This is a genomic window from Acinetobacter sp. GSS19, from assembly GCF_028621895.1.
Classification (GTDB): domain Bacteria; phylum Pseudomonadota; class Gammaproteobacteria; order Pseudomonadales; family Moraxellaceae; genus Acinetobacter.
On the sequence record NZ_CP117520.1, the window covers coordinates 1,949,874 to 1,970,448 of the forward strand.

20 protein-coding genes and 1 pseudogene are annotated in these 20,575 nt (G+C 45.3%); 5 read left to right on the top strand and 16 right to left on the bottom strand.

Annotation, left to right across the window (positions count from 1 at the left end; all coding sequences use genetic code 11):
• Nucleotides 1-12 precede the first annotated feature (12 nt).
• Nucleotides 13-993 (bottom strand): phenylalanine--tRNA ligase subunit alpha, encoded by a 981-nt coding sequence (gene pheS / locus PGW99_RS09375; RefSeq protein WP_273777413.1) that lies wholly within the window; start codon nt 991-993, stop codon nt 13-15.
• Nucleotides 994-1,149: 156 nt separating this feature from the next.
• Here pheS and PGW99_RS09380 point away from each other — a divergent pair, with 156 nt between their 5' ends.
• Nucleotides 1,150-2,214 carry a hypothetical protein gene (locus PGW99_RS09380; protein WP_273777414.1) on the top strand — a complete coding sequence of 355 codons (1,065 nt, stop codon included), beginning with the start codon at nt 1,150-1,152 and terminating at the stop codon, nt 2,212-2,214.
• A 59-nt stretch (nt 2,215-2,273) separates the two neighbouring features.
• On the opposite strand, the gene rplT is transcribed toward PGW99_RS09380, so the two are convergent.
• Together rplT and rpmI are read right to left on the bottom strand one after the other, a co-directional pair.
• Complete coding sequence (gene rplT, locus PGW99_RS09385; RefSeq protein WP_273777415.1) at nt 2,274-2,633, bottom strand: 50S ribosomal protein L20; 360 nt, start codon at nt 2,631-2,633, stop codon at nt 2,274-2,276.
• 12 nt (nt 2,634-2,645) lie between these two features.
• Complete coding sequence (gene rpmI / locus PGW99_RS09390) at nt 2,646-2,840, bottom strand: 50S ribosomal protein L35 (RefSeq protein ID WP_001096359.1); 195 nt, start codon at nt 2,838-2,840, stop codon at nt 2,646-2,648.
• Between the two features lie 236 nt (nt 2,841-3,076).
• Here rpmI and PGW99_RS09395 point away from each other — a divergent pair.
• Together PGW99_RS09395 and PGW99_RS09400 are read left to right on the top strand one after the other, a co-directional pair.
• A pseudogene (locus PGW99_RS09395) lies at nt 3,077-4,337 on the top strand (MFS transporter).
• A gap of 132 nt (nt 4,338-4,469) precedes the next feature.
• The gene (locus PGW99_RS09400; protein WP_273777417.1) at nt 4,470-5,234 is read left to right on the top strand and encodes an energy transducer TonB; all 765 of its coding nucleotides are present in this window, start codon (nt 4,470-4,472) and stop codon (nt 5,232-5,234) included.
• A 50-nt stretch (nt 5,235-5,284) separates the two neighbouring features.
• Here PGW99_RS09400 and PGW99_RS09405 read toward each other — a convergent pair whose 3' ends face one another.
• The gene (locus tag PGW99_RS09405; protein ID WP_273777419.1) at nt 5,285-5,905 is read right to left on the bottom strand and encodes a glutathione S-transferase N-terminal domain-containing protein; all 621 of its coding nucleotides are present in this window, start codon (nt 5,903-5,905) and stop codon (nt 5,285-5,287) included.
• Nucleotides 5,906-6,238: 333 nt separating this feature from the next.
• Here PGW99_RS09405 and PGW99_RS09410 point away from each other — a divergent pair, with 333 nt between their 5' ends.
• Nucleotides 6,239-6,712 carry an Hsp20 family protein gene (locus PGW99_RS09410; RefSeq protein WP_273777420.1) on the top strand — a complete coding sequence of 158 codons (474 nt, stop codon included), beginning with the start codon at nt 6,239-6,241 and terminating at the stop codon, nt 6,710-6,712.
• 57 nt (nt 6,713-6,769) lie between these two features.
• On the opposite strand, the gene infC is transcribed toward PGW99_RS09410, so the two are convergent.
• Entirely contained in the window at nt 6,770-7,321 is a 552-nt protein-coding gene (infC, locus tag PGW99_RS09415; RefSeq protein ID WP_273779494.1) for a translation initiation factor IF-3, read from the bottom strand.
• A 5-nt stretch (nt 7,322-7,326) separates the two neighbouring features.
• Nucleotides 7,327-9,249: a threonine--tRNA ligase gene (gene thrS / locus PGW99_RS09420; protein ID WP_273777421.1), complete on the bottom strand. Its 1,923-nt coding sequence runs from the start codon at nt 9,247-9,249 to the stop codon at nt 7,327-7,329.
• 401 nt (nt 9,250-9,650) lie between these two features.
• Between thrS and PGW99_RS09425 the strand changes: the two genes are divergently transcribed.
• The gene (locus PGW99_RS09425; RefSeq protein WP_273777422.1) at nt 9,651-11,309 is read left to right on the top strand and encodes an acyl-CoA synthetase; all 1,659 of its coding nucleotides are present in this window, start codon (nt 9,651-9,653) and stop codon (nt 11,307-11,309) included.
• A gap of 154 nt (nt 11,310-11,463) precedes the next feature.
• On the opposite strand, the gene yjgA is transcribed toward PGW99_RS09425, so the two are convergent.
• From yjgA to PGW99_RS09475, 10 genes are all read right to left on the bottom strand, one after another.
• Nucleotides 11,464-12,000 carry a ribosome biogenesis factor YjgA gene (gene yjgA, locus PGW99_RS09430; protein ID WP_273777423.1) on the bottom strand — a complete coding sequence of 179 codons (537 nt, stop codon included), beginning with the start codon at nt 11,998-12,000 and terminating at the stop codon, nt 11,464-11,466.
• Nucleotides 12,001-12,002: 2 nt separating this feature from the next.
• Nucleotides 12,003-12,272, bottom strand: coding sequence for an HPr family phosphocarrier protein (locus PGW99_RS09435; protein ID WP_273777424.1), 270 nt, complete (start codon nt 12,270-12,272; stop codon nt 12,003-12,005).
• On the bottom strand, nt 12,269-13,120 hold the full coding sequence (gene rapZ, locus PGW99_RS09440; protein ID WP_273777425.1) for an RNase adapter RapZ: 852 nt from the start codon (nt 13,118-13,120) through the stop codon (nt 12,269-12,271). The genes PGW99_RS09435 and rapZ overlap by 4 nt, the downstream gene beginning before the upstream one ends.
• Nucleotides 13,121-13,143: 23 nt before the next feature.
• Entirely contained in the window at nt 13,144-13,992 is an 849-nt protein-coding gene (gene panC / locus PGW99_RS09445; protein WP_273777427.1) for a pantoate--beta-alanine ligase, read from the bottom strand.
• A gap of 3 nt (nt 13,993-13,995) precedes the next feature.
• Nucleotides 13,996-14,805: a 3-methyl-2-oxobutanoate hydroxymethyltransferase gene (panB, locus tag PGW99_RS09450; protein WP_273777428.1), complete on the bottom strand. Its 810-nt coding sequence runs from the start codon at nt 14,803-14,805 to the stop codon at nt 13,996-13,998.
• 44 nt (nt 14,806-14,849) lie between these two features.
• Nucleotides 14,850-15,338, bottom strand: coding sequence for a 2-amino-4-hydroxy-6-hydroxymethyldihydropteridine diphosphokinase (folK, locus tag PGW99_RS09455; protein ID WP_273777429.1), 489 nt, complete (start codon nt 15,336-15,338; stop codon nt 14,850-14,852).
• Complete coding sequence (pcnB, locus tag PGW99_RS09460; protein ID WP_273777430.1) at nt 15,335-16,795, bottom strand: polynucleotide adenylyltransferase PcnB; 1,461 nt, start codon at nt 16,793-16,795, stop codon at nt 15,335-15,337. Before pcnB ends, folK begins: the two co-directional genes overlap by 4 nt.
• 134 nt (nt 16,796-16,929) lie before the next feature.
• Nucleotides 16,930-17,265 carry a ComEA family DNA-binding protein gene (locus PGW99_RS09465; RefSeq protein WP_273777432.1) on the bottom strand — a complete coding sequence of 112 codons (336 nt, stop codon included), beginning with the start codon at nt 17,263-17,265 and terminating at the stop codon, nt 16,930-16,932.
• Nucleotides 17,266-17,299: 34 nt separating this feature from the next.
• Nucleotides 17,300-18,115: a nucleoside triphosphate pyrophosphohydrolase gene (mazG, locus tag PGW99_RS09470; protein ID WP_273777433.1), complete on the bottom strand. Its 816-nt coding sequence runs from the start codon at nt 18,113-18,115 to the stop codon at nt 17,300-17,302.
• Between the two features lie 121 nt (nt 18,116-18,236).
• On the bottom strand, nt 18,237-20,543 hold the full coding sequence (locus tag PGW99_RS09475) for a RelA/SpoT family protein (RefSeq protein ID WP_273777434.1): 2,307 nt from the start codon (nt 20,541-20,543) through the stop codon (nt 18,237-18,239).
• Nucleotides 20,544-20,575: the final 32 nt, after the last annotated feature.

A 20,575-nucleotide genomic window follows, 5' to 3' on the forward strand; every position in this document is an offset into this window, starting at 1 on the left:
CTGGAAAATGTCTTAAGCAAATTGGCGTAAGAAACGCACATCATTCTGGTAGAACATTCGTAGATCATTGATGCCATAACGCAACATGGCAAAACGCTCAACCCCTAAACCAAAAGCAAAGCCTTTGTATTTATCTGGATCAATACCCGCAGCGCGTAGTACGTTTGGATGCACCATACCGCAACCCAAAACCTCTAACCAGCGACCACGTTCATCCATAATGTCCACTTCCGCACTTGGTTCAGTAAACGGGAAATAAGATGGACGGAAACGGACTTTAAGATCCTTTTCAAAGAACTCATTCAGCAAGTTCACCAACAGACCTTTTAATTCAGCAAAGCTGGTATTTTCAGCCACATATAAGCCTTCGATCTGATGGAACATCGGCGAGTGAGTCTGATCCGAGTCACAACGATAGACACGGCCCGGGCAGACAATACGGATTGGCGGCTCCGAGGTTTCCATGGTACGGATTTGCACACCCGAAGTATGGGTACGCAGCAAATGCGTCGCATCAAAGTAGAAGGTATCGTGCATCGCGCGTGCCGGATGGTGACCCGGGATATTCAGTGCTTCAAAGTTGTGATAATCATCTTCCACTTCAGGGCCAGTCGCTACGGTAAAGCCTGCTTTGGTAAAGAACTGGCAAATCCGTTCTTGAACCTGAGTGACTGGATGGATACTTCCCATATTTTGGCCACGGCCAGGCAAAGTAATATCGATGGTTTCACTGGCCAATTTTTCTTGTAATGCGGCTTGTTGCAATGCACTTTGACGCTCAGTCAAGGCACCGTTAATCGCTTCACGCACGGCGTGAATTGCGGCACCTTGAACTTTACGCTCTTCGGGATCCATTTTTCCGAGTGCTTTTGACTGCTCTGCAAGCTGGCTTTTTTTGCCCGTAAATTGAACTCGCACTTGATCGAGTGTAGCAAGGTCTTGAGCCGCTGCAATTGCAGCTAGCGCTTCAGTGGTCAGGGCTTCCAGTGACATAGTAACTCTCAAAGCAACAAAGTTAGAAATATAATAAAACTCTACATTCTAACAGTTTTTCTGTGCTGTGATGAAGATTCAGCAGTAGGAAAATTTATTAGCACGATGATTTATAAACAGGATAAGATACGTACAATCTTGCTTTCATGAAACACTATGGCTCTCGATCAGATCTGGAAACAGCAACTCACGCTAGTGAGTTATGGCAATGAATATCTGCAACAAAATTTACCGTTCAGCCGCTGGTTACAACATGCGATCTTTTTTCAGCATACATTTGAATTTCGCGACCTGCTCTCCCAGCATTTACTGGCACAGCATTTTCAGGTCTGGCTGGAAGGCTTAAAAAAACAAGGTGTATCACGTTTAAGCCTGCATTTGTCAGCCATTTTAAATGAAGAAAAAAATCCAAATGGCAATGTCGAGCTGTTACCCTTTTCTCATTTTATTGTCAGTCATCAGGGCAATAAAAAAACTGCCTGGATTCTCGGACAAGAACTGGCGGAATGGTACAGCGCAGAAGAAGCGTTTGTGGCTCCGCTGCATCAACGTAGCAACATCCAACAATCATGTTTTTGGCGTTTTGAATTAAACCAAAAATTAGCCAAAAAAGTGGATGCTGACTTAGAAACCGCTGCTTGGGCAGAGATTCAAAAATATACCAGCCAAGAATTGTTCCAGCATCCTTTGGCACAAGGTTATCAGGAGCCTGAACAATGCTATTTGCCCTACTACGGAATTTCACGTGAGCAGATAGAGGCCGTTCTAGGACAAGTTCCGGAACAAATCCAATTTCTTGCCGTATTACCGACAGACTACTCAGCAGACTTAGCCCATCAATTGCTGCATCGTATAGAAACCCTATCGATTTTCATTGAACACAAGAAACAACATCCTTATAGCGAAAATGGAGAAATCCTTGCTCCCGAGGTACAGCTTAACCTACGACATTTTGCACAAAGAATTGATGATCTGTTTGCCAAACTCATTGTGAAGGCAGCGAATCACTACCAGTCTGCAGGTCTAGTCAAAGTGGAAACCCCAATCCCACTCGATACAGAAGTCACCACCAATCTTTCTGCACAACCTGCTGTTGAGAGTACTGCAATATCCTCAGCGCAAGCCACTCCCCACGCACACAAAGTAGGCGCCTCAGGAGTGATCAAACTGATCTTAGTCACGATCATCATCTGTGTAGTGGCTTATTATTTTGGCCTTTAAAGCTGATTTTCAGGCATAAAAAAGACCGCATGAGCGGTCTTTTTTAATTCTATACAGAATTATGCAGCAAGAGCAGCTTTTGCTTTTTCAGCCAAAGCAGCAAATGCAACTGCATCATGCATAGCGATGTCAGCAAGTACGCGACGGTCGATGATCACTTGAGCTTTTTTCAAGCCATCGATCATACGGCTGTAAGACAAACCGTTTTGACGAGCACCCGCGTTGATACGCGCAATCCATAGAGCACGGAATTGACGTTTTTTCTGACGACGGTCACGGTAAGCGTATTGACCTGCTTTGATTACTGCTTGGAACGCTACACGATAAACACGTGAACGCGCGCCATAGTAACCTTTAGCACGAGCAAGAATTTTTTTATGACGGCGATGAGCCTGTACACCACGTTTTACACGAGCCATTTATAAATCTCCTTAGATGTATGGGCACATACGGCGAACTGAAGCAACGTCACTCACGTGAACCATTACACAGCCGCGTAATTGACGAATACGCTTAGCAGATTTTTTGGTCAAAATGTGGCGTTTGAACGCTTGTTTACGCTTGAAACCGTTAGCAGTCGCTTTAAAACGTTTAGCTGCACCACGGCGAGTTTTTAACTTAGCCATAACAACCTCTTTAAGCACCTGTTCGGCTCGTTTGCACCATTGCAAAAACGACCTGCAGGTAAGGGAGGAAACATTTTATAGCAAGTTTGTATAAAACAAAAGCATATCTGGACAATTTTACAATGAACTTTTCAGCTCAAGAGACAAGTGTTTCAGGATACATCTGTAATTTATCTAAAAGCGTATAGAGCTTCGGGCCTATAATAGCAACACGCATTTATCCGTTGAATTTTTTTATGTCTGCCCAACATGACGCGTTTGCGGCCTTACGCTTTCGCGATTTCTCGATCATTACGTTCAACCAATTCTGTTTGACTATCGCTGTCCTGACTCAGGAAATCATTGTGGCATATTCACTGTATCAGATGACCAAGAATCCGCTCACTCTGGGTTTGATTGGCTTGGCGGAAGCCATCCCTTTTATTGGTCTCGCACTTTGGGGTGGTTACTTTGCGGATCGCTTTAACAAACAGACCATTATGAAAATCTGTCTGTTTTTTGCCATTCCGCTTCCTCTTGTGCTGTGGCAACTGTTCCACCGTCATGCTTTAGGACACATCAGCACCGATAGCTTATCTTGGGGCATTTATGCGGTGATTTTTGGGCTAGGCACCATACGAGGTTTTTACAATCCTTCTGTGACCTCACTTAAACCTTTTTTAATTCCTAAAGCACTCTATACCAACGGTGCCACCTGGACCACGATTGGCTGGCAAAGTGGCGTGATTTTGGGTCCTATGCTGGGTGGCTTCATGTTGGCATTTTTAGGCCGGGAAACCAGCCTACTCAGTGTGGCATGCTTACTAGTGATCTGTTTTGTGCTGATCAATCTCTTACAGAAACGTTCATTTCCTGCCATCGAAACCACTAAAGTTTTTGAATCTCTTGGTGATGGCTTCCGCTTTATCTGGAACAGCAAAATTGTGCTCTGGGCCATTTCACTTGATTTGGTTTCAGTGCTATTTGGTGGGGTAATTGCGTTATTGCCTATTTTCGCCGAAGATATTTTAAAAGTAGGGCCGGAGGGTCTCGGATATTTACGCGCCGCTCCTTCGATCGGAGCACTCCTTACCATGATTGCATTAACCCGGTTCCCTCCCACAACACATGCCTGGCGTAACATGTTGCTCGCGGTTGCCGGTTTTGGTGTGTTCACCATTATCTTTGCTTTTTCAAATACGCTCTGGCTCTCTTTGTTTGCACTTGCAATGACCGGTGCCTGTGACAGTATTTCCGTGGTGGTACGCCAGACGATTTTGCAGCTTTATCCACCAGAGAACATGCGTGGCAGGGTCGCTGCTGTGAATGGTATGTTTGTGTCTTCAAGCAATGAACTCGGTGCTTTTGAATCTGGCCTTGCGGCGAAATACATGGGAACCATAATGGCCACGGTGTTTGGTGGTTGTACCACTCTTTTGGTCGTCGCATTCAGTTGGAATGCGTACTTCAGATCTGTTCAAAGTGGATATTAGCCAAACTTTAGAGACAAAAAAATAATCAAAAAAATCAAAAAAACAGGCGCCTTCGAGTGCCTGTTTATATTGCTCAATATTTGAAATCAGTGAATACTTAGCAACCTGATCTAGGCCAGCACAATGTAATCTTGCATTCTCAAATATGAACAACTATATGAATTTTATGAAACCTGTCCTTGCTTTTTGCTTTTTGTCCAGCATCCCCCTTTCGGTGTTACATGCAGCTGAGCCGAACACAACAAAACAACTCAGTATACAAAAAAGTACAGCACTTCCTGCCCATCTGACCACCCGGATCCAATGGAACAAGTTTCCCAAGCCCCAGTATAAAAACGAAGATTTAAAAGAACAAAATCGTGCCGCAATCGTGCGTATTGTGACAGATGAAGAAGGACAGATCAGCAAGGCCACCGTGCAGGAAAGCACAGGGCTCACACAATTGGATCAGCTATTAGTCAATGCCGTTATGCAAGCTGAGGTTAAACCTTATCTGCAAGATGGCATCGCTTTACCTATCGTTGGCTATCAGACCTTTAGCCTGAATTTACAGAATGAGGACAATGCTGCACTCCCTGCCGTTTGTAACACCCCTTTTATGTCTCGCAATTGGCAGGCACAACAAGATAAAAAAAACCGGACTTTTGTATATCTGACTCAACCACAGAATTTACAAATTCAACGCAGCCTGCTTGAAAAAAAGCCGCGTCTGGTTAAATTCAGCTTCAAGGTGAATGATCAAGGATACATCCGCAAAGTCAAACTGGATAAGCGTTCAGGCGATGTGCAGCTGGACCAACAGATTATCCAGTCACTCCAACAGCAGCAAGTACAGGTTGCTCGCAAATTCTGGATCTATCGTCCCTCTACCCTGAAAGACCAAATCACATTTAACCTGCAAAACTGTCAGGCTGAAAAATAATTTGTTCTAAACCTAATGCTCTTCCAGCGGATTGCTGGATGAGCTGAATCTTAGCTCACTTGAATAGATAGAGCTTTCTGAATGGCGGGACGTGCGATTAAACGCTCCACATATTCTTGTACATAAGGATAGTCTTCCAGTTGGATACTTTGCCATTCATGCCGCAGAATCCACGGTAAAATTGCCATATCGGCAATCGAATATTCGCCCGCCACAAATTTCTGTCCAATCAACTGTTTGTTCAGTACCGCATAAAGGCGCTTGCTTTCGTTAACATAGCGTTCAATCGCATAAGGAATCTTCTCAGGCGCATAACGGCTGAAATGATGGTTTTGTCCGAGCATCGGACCAAAGTTACCCATCTGCCACATCAACCATTGCTCGACCTCGACCCGTTCCTGCTCATCTTCAGGATAAAATAGCCCGGTTTTCCGGCCAAGATATTGCAGTATTGCTCCAGATTCAAAAACTGAAATCGGTTCACCACGGGGACCCTCCTGATCAACAATCGCAGGGATTTTATTATTGGGAGAGATGTTTAAAAAATCTGGCTGAAACTGGTCATTTTCCTGAATATTGATGGGGAAAATTTGATAGTTGAGTTTCATTTCTTCCAGGGCAATGGTGATTTTATGGCCATTGGGGGTGCCCCAATAATATAAATCGATCATGTAGATTCCTTATCACACCGTATTTTTTAATATGCATTGATTGTTCTGTGAGATTTTATACCATGAATCAGTATGGCTTCGCAGTGCTTTCCCCATTGATTTTTTTAGAATTCAGTGCAACTTAAATATTAATAATTGATATAAAAATCATATATTTACAATAAAGAACAAATTACAACATCCAGCCTATTGAAAATTTTCCCGCATATTGAATAGTAGAGATTAGGTTCAGTTGTCATTCAGAGAACCGCTCATCAAGGTGACCGTGAAACCTTACCTTAAACCTTCCTTGTTGTTGACTCTAGGCTGAACATTGATCAGGAGGTCATATCAATGAATAACACCCATTTACCCCCACTGTTTCGACGCAGTTTAGGCTTTGACCGCATTAATGATTTTTTTGACTCGATCATGCAAAGCGACAATGCCCATTACCCTCCCTACAATATTGAAAAAATTGGAGAAAATGACTATCGCATCAGTGTCTCTGCTGCTGGTTTTTCGCCGGAAGATCTCGAAATCAATCTCGATAATCAAGTGTTAACAGTCAGTGGAAAAGTTAAAAATGAAAGCAGCGATAAGACTGCAGAATATCTCTATAAAGGCATCTCTAACCGTTCGTTTCAGTTATCTTTACGTCTAGATCCCCATATGGAAGTTGAAGATGCCGATTATGAACATGGCTTGCTCAAAATCCAGTTAAAACGTGTGGTTCCTGAAGGTCAAAAATCCCGACAGATTCCGATTGGTCGTAAAATTGAAATTGATACTTCCGAGAATCATGATGAGGCACCACAGGGCCAGTAGGCAATTAACCCACATAAAAAAAGCACTGCAAATGCAGTGCTTTTTTTAATGAGAACGTTACTTTTTCTTTTTCGGTCCAAGCAACATGCCCATCTGACGACCTTCCATTTTTGGTGCCTGTTCAACTACACCAATTTCAGCGACATCCGCTTCAATTTTTTGTAATTGAGCAAGACCTAGCTGTTGGTGCGCCATTTCACGACCACGGAAGCGTAAGGTAATTTTCACCTTGTTACCTTCTTCAAGGAAACGAATAATGGCACGCAACTTCACCTGATAATCGCCTACATCCGTTGCCGGACGTAATTTGATTTCCTTGACTTGCACCTGATGTTGCTTTTTCTTGGCATCTTTTTGCTTTTGCTTTAGGTCAAACAAATGCTTGTTGTAATCCATGATCTTACAAACAGGTGGCTCGGCATTTGCCACGATCTCAACAAGGTCAAGATCGGCATCTTCTGCAGCACGCAACGCTTCCGCTAAAGAAACGATCCCTTTTTGTTCGCCATCCTCAGCAACGAGGCGTACTTCTTTTGCACGGATCTCGTCGTTAATCGCAGGACGGTTACTCTTAACACCTTGTTGCTGGTTACGGTCAGGCTGTTTAATCTTTCTTACTCCACAATGTACCGGCCGCGTTCGGCTACGGCGACTTTCACTAGGTCAACGAATGCTTCAATTGACATAGTACCTAAATTTTTTCCTGAGCGAGTACGGACATTCACGGTGCCCTCCTCAACTTCACGGTCTCCAAGTACCAATAGGTAAGGAATTCGCTCGAGTGTACGTTCACGAATCTTAAAGCCGATTTTCTCATTTCTCAAGTCAGAAATAGCGCGAATGCCATTTTCTTTGAGTTTAGCGACCACCTGTTCACAGGCTACACCTTGAGCATCAGTAATATTCATGACACAAGCCTGTACTGGCGCCAACCATGGCGGCATAAAGCCTGCGTAGTGTTCAATAAGTATACCAATAAAACGCTCAAAACTGCCAAGAATTGCACGGTGCAACATGACTGGTTGATCACGGTCATTGTCTTCAGTCACATAAGAAGCATCCAAGCGTACAGGCAGGTTGAAGTCACATTGGATGGTACCGCACTGCCATACACGGCCCAAGCAGTCTTTCAATGAGAATTCAATTTTAGGACCATAGAATGCACCTTCACCTGGTTGCAGCTCCCATTCTAGATCGGCAGCATCCAAAGCATCCGCTAAAGATTTTTCCGCCAAGTCCCAAAGTGCATCATCACCCACACGTTTTTCCGGACGTGTCGAGAGTTTCATTTGCACATCTTCAAAACCAAAGTCTTTATAAACGTCCAAAGTTAACTTGATGAAGTCTGCCACTTCCTGACCAATCTGTTCTTTGGTACAGAAGATATGCGCGTCATCTTGGGTAAAGCCACGTACACGCATGATCCCGTGTAATGAACCTGATGGTTCGTTACGGTGACATGAACCAAACTCGGCTAAACGGATTGGCAAGTCACGGTAAGATTTTAAGCCTTGGTTAAATACCTGAACGTGACATGGGCAGTTCATCGGTTTTACCGCATAGTTACGGCTCTCTGAATGCGTGGTAAACATGTTTTCTGCATAGTTGGCCGCATGACCTGATTTTTCCCAAAGAGAGAAATCCACGATCTGTGGCGTTTTGATCTCTTGGTAACCATTGTCCTGCTGCACTTTACGCATGTACTGCTCAAGTACCTGATAAATCGTCCAGCCATTGGCATGCCAGAACACCATGCCCGGCGCTTCTTCCTGCATATGGAACAGATCAAGTGCCTTACCGATTTTACGATGGTCGCGTTTTTCCGCTTCTTCAATGCGTTTGATGTAGGCAGCCAGCTGTTTCTTGTCTGCCCAAGCTGTACCGTAGATCCGTTGCAATTGTTCGTTTTTCGCATCACCGCGCCAGTAAGCGCCAGAAATTTTGGTGAGCTTGAACGATTTTAAAAATTTGGTATTCGGTACGTGCGGACCGCGGCACATATCCAAATAGTCTTGATGATAGTACAAGCCCATTTGGGTTTCATTTGGCATGTCTGCGATCAAGCGTAATTTATATTCTTCACCACGCGCCGTGAATTCTGCAATTACTTCGTCACGTGGCGTCATTTTTTTGATGACATCATAATCTTGATCAATGAGCTTTTTCATGCGCTCTTCAATCGCAGCCATATCATCTAGCGTGAAAGGACGTGGCATCCAGATATCATAGTAGAACCCTTCCTCAATAACTGGGCCAATCACCATTTTTGCTTCTGGGAACAGTTGCTTTACTGCATGGCCAACCAAGTGTGCACAAGAGTGGCGAATAATTTCGACACCTTCGTCATCTTTAGGGGTAATGATTTGCAGGGTAGCATCTTCAGTGATCAAGTCACATGCATCAACCAAACGGTCATTCACACGGCCAGCGACCGTATTTTTAGCAAGACCTGGACCAATGCTTTGAGCAACGTCCATCACAGATACAGCATGATCAAATTGTTTTTGATCGCCATTTGGCAAAGTGATAATTGGCATAAGAAAATCCTTAAGGAGTGATGCCCCGTACCATGGAGCATGTCACCGCGAGATTATGATCGAGGAGAACCTCAAAAGATAAAAACGGTGGATAGAGAACATATCAATTAGAATTTTACACAGGTTAACAGGGGGATGAAACTCTTTGACTATGAAAAAGCCAAGAAACCTAAAACTTAAACTTTGACAAGCAACTTGACTGAACTGACGGGTCGCCGCTCATTTTAGGTATCAAAAAATCAAAAAAAGATATTAACCATATAATTTTTAAAATTTTTATAAATTTACCAGTTACAAAAATAATATCGAACCTAAGACTAAAGCCTAAATGCTCTTATCCCGACGAATGAATATCTTTTAGCCAAGGGTAATAAATAATAATGAACATGGAGTAAATAAAAATGGTGAGTGCTTACGACGAATTACCGCGTACACCGGCAAATTTTGTGACTTTATCGCCTTTGCGCTATTTGGAACGTGCAGCATACATCTATCCAAATCAAGCTGCGATTATTCATGGTCAACGCGTGATTAGCTGGCGTGAAAAATACCAACGCTGCCGTCAGTTTGCTCATCAATTACATAAAATGGGAATCGGCCGTAATGACACCGTATCCGTACTGTTGCCAAACATTCCCGCAATGCTTGAGGCACATTTTGCCGTTCCAATGATTGGGGCGGTACTCAATACCCTCAACACCCGTCTCGATGCCAAAACACTGGCATTTATGCTGAACCATGCAGAAAGCAAAGTCTTGCTGGTTGATCCTGAATTTTCAGTGTTAGCACAAGAAGCCCTATCGATGGTCGATCACAAGATTTTTGTGATTGATGTCAATGACCATGAATATAACGATGGCTTGACTCCGCCAATTGGGCAAATTGAATATGAAAGCTGGCTGGCCGAAGGAGACATCGAATTCGAATGGCACTTACCAGCAGATGAATGGGATGCGATTAGCCTGAACTATACTTCTGGAACCACAGGCAATCCGAAAGGTGTGGTCTACCATCATCGGGGAGCCTATATCAATGCAGCGAGCAATATCATTGCTTGTGGCATGATGCCACGGGCCACCTATTTATGGACACTTCCCCTGTTCCATTGTAATGGCTGGTGTTTTGCCTGGACCATCGCTGCCAATGGAGGCACCAATGTCTGCTTGCGCAAGGTGGATGCTGAACAGATTTTCAAATTGATTGCAGAACATAAAGTCGATTATTTCTGTGGTGCACCGATCGTGTTATCTATGTTGATCAACACCCCAGCTGAGAAAAAAACTGCATTTGATCACCGTGTTGAAGTGATGGTTGCTGGTGCAGCACCACCGGCTGCGATTATCGAAGGAATGCGCCATATTGGCATTAATGTCACGCATGTTTATGGTTTGACTGAAACCTATGGCCCATCTGCACTCTGTGCGTCTCAAGCAGGCTGGAGCGATCTGTCTATTCAGGAACAGGCGCAGCTACATTCACGCCAAGGGGTGCCTTACCCATTACAAGATGGCATGAAAGTTCTGGATCCAGAAACCATGCAACCTGTTCCTCACGATGGTAAAACCCTGGGGGAAATCATGTTCCGCGGCAACATCGTGATGAAAGGCTATCTCAAGAATCCGGAAGCTACGGCAGAAGCCTTTAAAGGTGGCTGGTTCCACACCGGCGATCTGGCCGTATGCCAACCGGATGGCTATGCCAAGATTACTGATCGTTCTAAAGACGTGATTATTTCAGGTGGAGAAAACATTTCCTCACTTGAAGTAGAAGAGGTGTTATACCAACATCCAGCTGTACTCACTGCTGCCGTGGTAGCAAAACCTGACCCGCGTTGGCAAGAAGTCCCTTGTGCCTTCATTGAACTCAAAACCGGTGTGTCTGCAACACCAGAAGAACTGATTGAACACTGCATGAAAGGTCTGGCACGTTTTAAAGTTCCGAAAGATATCATCATCACGGAGATTCCAAAAACGTCGACCGGAAAACTGCAAAAATTTGTCCTGCGGGAATGGGCTAAAGAACGTGCCAACCGCCAGTTTGCAGAAAGTATCGTTTCTTAAATCAAAATCTCAAATAAAAAGCGGGCGCTCAATGCTCGCTTTTTTTATGTTCAGACCAGCAGATCTGTCGCATCCAATACGTCGGTTTTTTAGTGGGTTTTAACCAATAAAAAACGGCCATGTTTGGCCGTTTTGATGGGATCGAATCTGGTACTTAGGTATTATCGGAAATCAAAGCGACCTGCTGCACATAGTTAAATAATTTCAGCTTAGATGCAGCCAGCTCTTCTTCTGGCAGCTCCTTGGTCATATCTCGGTGAATACGTAACAAATGCTGACGTAATGTATGACGTTCTGCAGCATTATAAATTTTGGCAAATTCATTAATTACTGGATCACCCTGAGCAATAATACGGTCTACCCAGCGCTGCAGTTGTGCGGTTTTTTTAGCGCCTTGCTGTGGTGTCAGGTACGACAAAATCACCGTTTCATCTTCGTTACGCAGCAATTTACCTACACGCTGAAATTGACGACGACGTGCTTCATGTGAGCTGATATTCTGCACTTCAATCAATGCATCAATCAGACGCTCATCGACCGGAAGTTTTTGAATCTGTTTGGGATTCAGCATTGCCAGCTGCTCCCCTAAAGCTGCCATACGTTGCACAGCTTTTTTTTGTTCCGTTTTACTGGCCCGCCCTTCTAAAATTTCGAAATCTTCATCAGTAAAACGTTTTGGACGACGCGCCACAGTTATTCAGCCTCATAAAATTTTGCTGCAAATAATGCTTGAATCTCAGCCAAAGCCTGCGCTTCATCCGATCCCTCAATCACAATTCGCAAAGTAGTTCCTTTGCCGGCCCCGAGCATAAGCAAGGACATGATATTTTTCGCATCAACTAATTTATCGCCCTTACCAATCTGGATGGTAGAACGAAACTTGGTGGTAACTTCAATCAGTTTGCCAGATGCGCGTGCATGTAAACCGAGTTTATTAATTACGTCAATCGTTGTGTCAATCATGACCAGTGCTTCATTTCTCTATGTAAGACCTGAATAGACCATTTTGCCTCAAGAGCCTTTTTGAGTCTATCCACAATATATACTGAACGATGCTGTCCACCCGTACAACCTACCGAAACCGTCATATAATGCCGGTGACCTTCAGCGAATGCCGGTAACCATTTATCCAGAAAGTGATAAATATCATGAAACATATCATTGGTCTGTGCACTGGCTTGTAAAAAATTGCGAACCGGTTCATCCAAACCGCTGTATTTGCGCAATTCTAAATCCCAGTGCGGATTCGGCAGATGGCGGACATCAAACACATAATCCGCATCCAATGGAATCCCGTGTTTATAACCAAATGACTGTAAGATCACAATCAGATTATCGGACTGTCCCAATCTGGACAACAAGGTATGCTTGAGATCATGCACACTCTTGCTAGTGGTATCGATATGCACAGTTGCACGCAACTGAATCGGCAGTAGTAGTGCCTTTTCCTCATGGATACATTGTGCCAGCGTGTTAAAACGACTGGTGAGCGGATGAGGCCGGCGCGATGCACTAAAGCGTGCAATCAACTCTTCATCCTTAGCAGTCAGATAGATAACATCAACCGAGCCATGCTTCTTGAGCTGTTCAAAGACATGATCGAATTCTTGCATATCCTGACGGGTACTGCGGACATCGACCCCTAGGGCAAGCTGTTCCAGATTATTCTCACGGTCCAGCTTATCAACAATTTCGGGAAGCAGGGCCAATGGCAAATTGTCGATACAGTAGTAGCCTAAATCTTCCAAGATCTGCAATGCAGAGGATTTTCCCGAGCCGGACTGTCCTGTAACAATCAAAATGCGCTTCATGGCCGCATATTCCTTTTTTAGTTTTAAGCAGGTTGTAATTTCACCTGCAAATTATCAATCAAGCGTGTCGTGCCCAATTTAGCAGCCACAAATAACACAAGATCTTGATTAAACTCATCAATCGGTTTTAAGTCTGGGGTACGTGCTTCTACATAGTCCACAACAAAGCCGGCTTCTGTCAACTGCTGTTTTATCGTTTCGAGCACTTCGGCTAAAGCCATACCTTGCTGCAGTTGTTGCTGTGCATTTTTCAAACTTTGATAGATGGTCGGAGCGATCTGGCGTTGCTCTGTAGTCAAATAGCCATTACGCGAACTCAAAGCCAAACCGTCTTCTGCGCGAGCAATCGGCACACCAATCACTTCCAGCGGCAAATTCAGATCACGCACCAATTGGCGAATTACAGCTAACTGCTGATAGTCTTTTTGGCCAAAAAAGGCAAATTTTGGCTGTACAATATTAAACAGTTTGGTCACCACAACCGCGACCCCATCAAAATGCCCCGGACGCGATTGACCACATAAATCATCCGTAATGCCGCTGACGCTGATGTTGGTCAGACGCGGCTGATTGCCATACATCTGCTCAACACTTGGGGCAAAAATAATATCGCAACCTACATCCGCTAACAGTTGACTGTCTTGCTCCAAGGTACGTGGATAGTTGGCAAAGTCTTCATTCGGTCCGAACTGGATGGGATTGACGAAAATGCTCACCACAACCACATCACAAATTTTACGTGCTTCACGGACCAGATTCAGATGACCTTCATGCAGGTTCCCCATGGTCGGCACAAAGCCAATAATTTTTCTAGCCGTACGAGCCGGATTAAGTGAAGCAATAAGTCCCTGAATGGTCGTTTCTGTTTTCATCTGTTACAGCTCAACTTGGAAAGTATGTTCTTTTGCGGGAAAACTCTGATCTTGTACCGCAGCATGGTAGGCTTTAAAAGCATCCAGAATGGCAGTTTCTCCCGCCTGTTCTTTCATAAAATTACGCACAAAACGTGCTACACGACCGAAAGTCAATCCCAGCATATCCTGTACGACCAGCACCTGACCGTCGGTGTCAGCACCTGCACCAATACCAATCACCGGCACTTGCGGGAACAGCTCGGCAATTTCTTTGCCCAACTGCGCGGGCACACATTCGAGCAACAGCAAGGCAGCACCCGCCTCCACTACAGCCTGACAGTCAGCAATCAGACGGTCTGCAGCTTCACGGGTACGCGCTTGCAACTTGTAGCCACCAAACATGTGAACCGATTGTGGTGTCAAACCCAAGTGCACACAGACAGGAATCCCATTGCGTGCTAGCACTTGAATGGACTCACTGAGCCAAGCACCACCTTCCATTTTGACCATTTGAGCACCGGCTTGCATGACTGTCTTGGCACTGTTCAGAGCATCTGTCAGCGTGGCATAACTCATAAAAGGCAGATCAGTCATGATAAAGGCATGCTGATTACCACGGCGTACGGCTGCCGTATGGTACGCCATGTCGGCAACAGTGACCGGGAGGGTAGAATCGAGTCCCTGTATTGACATCCCCAAAGAATCGCCAATTAAAATACTGTCAATTTGCGCAATTTCCATGGCTTTGGCCATGCTTGCATCATAGCAAGTCAAACAAGAAAATTTACGTCCTTCAGCTTTGAATTGTCTTAAGTCACTGAGACTAATCATGAAGATGTTCCTCTACAGGATTTCCTTCCAACATTGGAAATATTTTAGCAATCAGTCCAATCCTGCTCAGCAATCACCTGAAGTGTCGAGTGCTGAACGGGTGCCAAGTTTTGTAGTGTATGTCCTTGAATCTGAAGACCGGGGTTCAATTCAAGCAATGGGATGAGTACAAAATCCCGTTGTAAAATGCCAACATGCGGTACCGTTAGACGTTCATGCTGGATCTGCTCATCGCCATAAAGCAGCAAATCCAGATCCAAGGTGCGCTCACCCCAATGCCGCAGTCTAACCCGCCCCGCTTCCTGCTCAAAGCGCTGTAGCTGATCGAGCAGGTCAAGTGCTGGTAGCGTCGTATCCAGCTGCACAACAGCGTTGAAATAGTGGGGTTGATCTTGTGGCCCCATCGGCGGACTTTGGTAGAGTTTAGAGACCTGTACGGATCCTAAGGTGGCCAACTTGGCGACAGCTTCTGCAAGAATCTGGCGTGAATCCCCTAAGTTACTACCGAGTCCGATGTAGCTACGAATACTCATTGAGTCGGTCCAAAAATCACTTGGCTAAGATCACGCTGAACACGCTTACGTTTTAAAATTGGATGATCCGAACGGATGCCCGGTGCAACTTCAACCGACTGAGTAGGTTGGCGTTCAGAACGCTGCTGCTCATTTGCACGGGCTTTACGCGCACGACGGCTGCGTGGCTCAGGCTCATTCACCAATGGTTCCAATTCTACTGCTGCTGGCAGATCCGGAATTTCTTCGCTCGCTTTACGGCGTTTCTTGGCACGTTGGCGGTTATATTGAGCAATCGCCTGTTCTTTCTGGTCGCTGCTCATTTCCTGATAATTTTCCCACCATAGCCCCATGCCTTGAGTGGTCTCATCGCCAGATTTTTCGCGCAATAATAAAAAGTCAAATCCGGCACGGAAACGTGCATGGCCAGCCAGTGCTTCAATCTGTTGTGGCTTTGGATTGAGCAATCGGGTCTGCATTTCCCAGACTTCGCGAATAAAGGTTTCAGCAAAGCGCGGAATAACGGTTCGAGTCGCCTGGCGTTTGAGCACATCCAGACCCGCCTGGGCACGTGCTTCAGCAGGCACAATCCCTTTACTCAAATAGAAATCACAGCGTTCCAGGAAAGGTTGCCATAACAGCACTGCATAGAAAAATGCCGGGTTAATGGTTTTACCGATCTGGATACGTTGATCGGTATTTTTAGCTGCACGCTCGATAAACGGCGTAATATCAGGACGAATATCGGCAAAAAGTTGTTTCCAGATATCAAACTGGATCAGCATCGGCAAAACCCGATGCAAATGCCCCATCGTGAACAGTTTTTGTGACTCATCATAAAGGCGATGTGGCGACACATCACGTAATAACTGGGTCATTTCCGGGGTGAAAATTTTGAGAATTTCAGGGTCAATATCAAAATTCAATTTTGCTGCAAAACGCAATGTGCGCAGCATGCGTACTGGATCTTCTTCAAAACGAACCGTAGGATCACCCAGTAAACGCAAGGTTTTGTTTTCAATGTCCTCTACAGCATGACAAAAGTCCAGCACGATACCTTTACGTGGCTGATAGTACAGAGCATTGATCGAGAAATCGCGACGTGCAAAATCCTGTTCGATGCTTCCCCAGTTATTATCACGCAGAATCATGCCTGCAGCGCTGGTCATGGTCTTTTTCGGTGGTGCACGGAAAGTTGCCACTTCAATCAACTCTCGCCCAGAGTAGACATGGGCCAGCTCAAAACGACGTCCAATAATCCGGCAGCGGCGTCCAAACACCTCTTTGACCTGTGCCGGGGTTGCATTCGTCACAGCATCAAAATCCTTGGGATTAAGCCCAAGCATCATGTCACGGACACCTCCACCGACGATATAGGCTTCAAAGCCCGCTTTGGTGAGGGTATCAATCACATCTAAAATGGAAGAAGGTAATTGAGCGGTTGATAAACCACATTTTGACGCGCGCAAAGTTTGCAAAAGACGCTGTCTCCTACGTCTGGACGTAAAATTCAAGATGCCTAATCATATCTCTAACACAATCAAAGGGCAATTTGATTCTGGCTTCAATCCGTATTTGTTCATTAGGTGACTGCTGTTGCAGCTCTACCTATTTACAGGCTTAAACGGTCACGGTTTTTAGCCAATAATTTTGGCCCAATTCCCTTAATATTCTGCAACTCATCGACACTTTTAAAACCGCCATTTTTTTGCCGGTAATCCAAAATGGCTTGTGCTTTCTTCTCACCAATCCCGCTTAACTGCTGCAGCTGCTGCAAAGAGGCCTGATTCAGGCGAATTCTGTCATTGGAGCTGCTTTGCTGGGTCGGTCGAGCGAGGTAATGGTCCTGCAGCTGTTTTTGTTTTAAGCGTTCATCATGAGCCAACTGCTCAGCTTTCCATTTCAGATAAGATTGATCAAAGGATTGGGCGTATACGCATGTCCCCATCAAACTCCATCCAAAAAGAATTAGTAGGATGAGGCTAGCTGTGGGTGTTCCCCATAAGATTTGGTAATTTTTCATGTTCTGTCGCCTTTGTTTTTAATTGTTGTTTTGCTTGCTCCCAAAGCTGATCCATGTCTTCTAAGCTCATGTCCTCTAAATTTTGTTTTTGTTGTTGAGCCTGTACTTCCATCAATGCAAAGCGACTGCGGAATTTATGGATCGTTCCCAAGAGAGCCTGTTCACTCGACAAACCCAGTTTACGACCAATATTCACTAAAGAGAACAAACAATCACCAAATTCCTCTAGCATTTCATCGGAATTTCCTGTCTGCATAGCGTCACGCAACTCTGCCAGCTCTTCTTCCAGTTTGTGATAAGCCCCTTGGACATCAGGGAAATCAAAGCCGATTTTTGCCACATTTTTCTGAATCTGCTCGGCCTGAGAGAGTGCTGGTCCCGGCTTAATTTCATCCAGACGCGCACGCGGTTTGCCCTGTTTTTCTTGCTGTTTGATGCGTTTCCACAATGCTGCGACATCTTCAGCACTCAAATGAGCAAACTGTTCTGCCTGAAACACATGGGGATGACGGCGAATCAATTTCGTACTGATCGCCTCAACAACATCCTGAAAATTAAAGGCGCCCTGCTCCTGATACATTTGTGACTGGAACACCACCTGCAACAGGAGATCGCCCAACTCATCGCGCACATCATCGCTATTGCCAGAACGGACTGCGGCTTCTACTTCATAAGCTTCTTCAATGGCGTATTTGGTCAGACTCTCAGGCGTTTGTGCCTGATCCCATGGGCATTGTTCACGCAACTGCTGCATAATCTTTAATAACTTTTCCATGGAGTCCTCTTGTTCTTTATAGGCTTTAAAATGATCGGGATAGCGCCATCGATGATCTTTTGACAATCATCCCGTGATAAAAAAACCTGCCGCAGCAGGTTTTTTTTAGACTGAACTAATTCTAATTCCCTTGTACCAGGCGGCGGGCACTGATAATTCCGGGCTGCTGTTCTAAACGAGCCAACAAGCGTGACAACTGCGCCAAGCCTTTGACTTCAATCAGCAACTTCATATTGGCAATCCCATCCGCTTCAGAGATGGTATTCACCTGACGGATATTGATCTGGTCTGAGAAAATCACCTGAGTCAAATCTTTGAGCAGACCACGGCGGTCATAAGCCTCAATGACAATCTGCACACTCTGACCACGGGTCGGCTGCATTTCCCAATCCGCTTCGACTGCACGTTCTGGTTCCTGCCCGATCATACGCTGATAATCAGCACAGCCAATTTTATGGATGCTCACACCACGATTTAAGGTGATGTATCCCGCGATGGATTCGCCGTGCACCGGTTGGCAACATTGCGCGATATGCAGCTCAACATTGTCCAAACCATCAATCAGAATCCCATGCGCGGACAAGGTATGGCTCGCACGTGGATTCAACGTTGGCTTCAGCACCAGTTCAGGCTCATCCTGATCCAGATGCATATGGCGGTTCACCTGATTGATCAGAGAATGCAGGCTAATATCACCATTGACCAGTCCAATCAGGATATCCTCCCCCGTTTTCACATTGAAATGATTGCAATAATCACTCAAATCGATACTTTTCGGGTGAATGGCTAAACGGGACAATTCCTTGTTGAGAATTTCACGTCCGACTTCCAGATTCTTGCTGCGGTCCTGCTGGCGGAACCAGTGGCGCAACTTGTCACGTGCCCGTGCGGTCTTGATGTAACCCAGCGAGTTGACCAACCAGTCCCGGTTCGGCTCACGGTCTTTCTTGGTCAGGATCTCAACCTGTTCGCCAGTTTTCAGGGTATAGGTCAGCGGCACATAACGTTGGTTGACCCGTGCGGCATAGCATTTATTACCCACTTCGGTGTGCACATGGTAGGCAAAATCCAGAACGGTCGAGCCACGTGGCAACTCTTTAATGTCACCATCACGGCTAAACACATAGATTTTTTCAAAATCTTCGAACTCCTGAATCTGCTCGAAATTTTCGCCTTCCTCTTCAATCTTGTGGGCACTGGCCTCGTTGCGCTCCTGATAGTGCTCCAGCACTGCACGCAACGAATGCAAACGATGGTTAAAGGAGTGGTCGGTGTTCTTGGCACCTTCTTTATAGTTGAAGTGCGAACACACACCCAACTCGGCTTCTTCGTGCATTTCCTTGGTGCGGATCTGCACTTCCAGCGATTTGTTTTCCGCAATGACAGCAGTATGTAACGAGCGGTAGCCATTGGCTTTAGGATTGGTAATATAGTCATCAAATTGGTGCGGAATATGACGCCAGATCTGATGTACAATCCCCAGCGTGTGATAGCACTCGGGTACAGAATTGACCAATACGCGCACGGCACGAATGTCATACAGTTGATCAAAACTCAGGTTCTTGCTTTTCATTTTTCGATAAATCGAATAAATGTGTTTCACCCGTCCGGTGATTTCCGCCTCAATGCCATAATTGGCCAGCTCATTTTTCAGTTTATCAATGACAAACTGAATATATTGCTCGCGTTCCAGACGTTTTTCATTCAGCAAAGAAGCAATTTCTTTATAACGATCCGGTGCCAGATAACGGAATGCCAGATCTTCCAGCTCCCATTTCAACTGTGCGATGCCCAGACGGTGCGCTAACGGCGAATAAATCGTCAGAATTTCACGGGCCACACGTTCCTGACGTTCACGACTAGATTTGGCCAGTTCACGCAGGGCAAAAGTACGTTCTGCAAGCTTGATCAGGACGACACGAACGTCTTCTGTCACCGAAATCAGCATCTTATAAATGCCGGTTAAATGCTCACGCTGGTTATTATTAAAATGATCTTCGAGACGTTTATTTTTTTCGATCAGTTCAGAGAGTTTACCCATCGCCAGAGTGCCCTTGACCAGGTTATAAACCTGCTCACCAAACAGGGCTTTGACCTCTTCTAATGGGGTAATGCCTTCGCGCACACTGCGGTACAGCACAGCCGCGGACAAGGTGTCTTCATCGACATATAAATGTGCCAGAATATCGGCCATACCGATTCCGGTGGTAAAGGTGTTGTTACGATGACTGACGGTGGTTTCTAGCTCTTTTTTTAAGGTCAGTTGCGCCACTTTTTCTAAACGCTGTAGGGCTGCCCCTTCATAGATTACGCGCACTCGGTCTAACCAAGAAGCCAATCCCATCTGGGCTTCTGCGGCATGTTCTACAGTCGCGTCCTCAGACAGCTCAGTGAGTTGTCCAGGCAATTGTTCACGTACTGTGACCATACCATTCTCCTGTCAATTTAAAACTCATATTT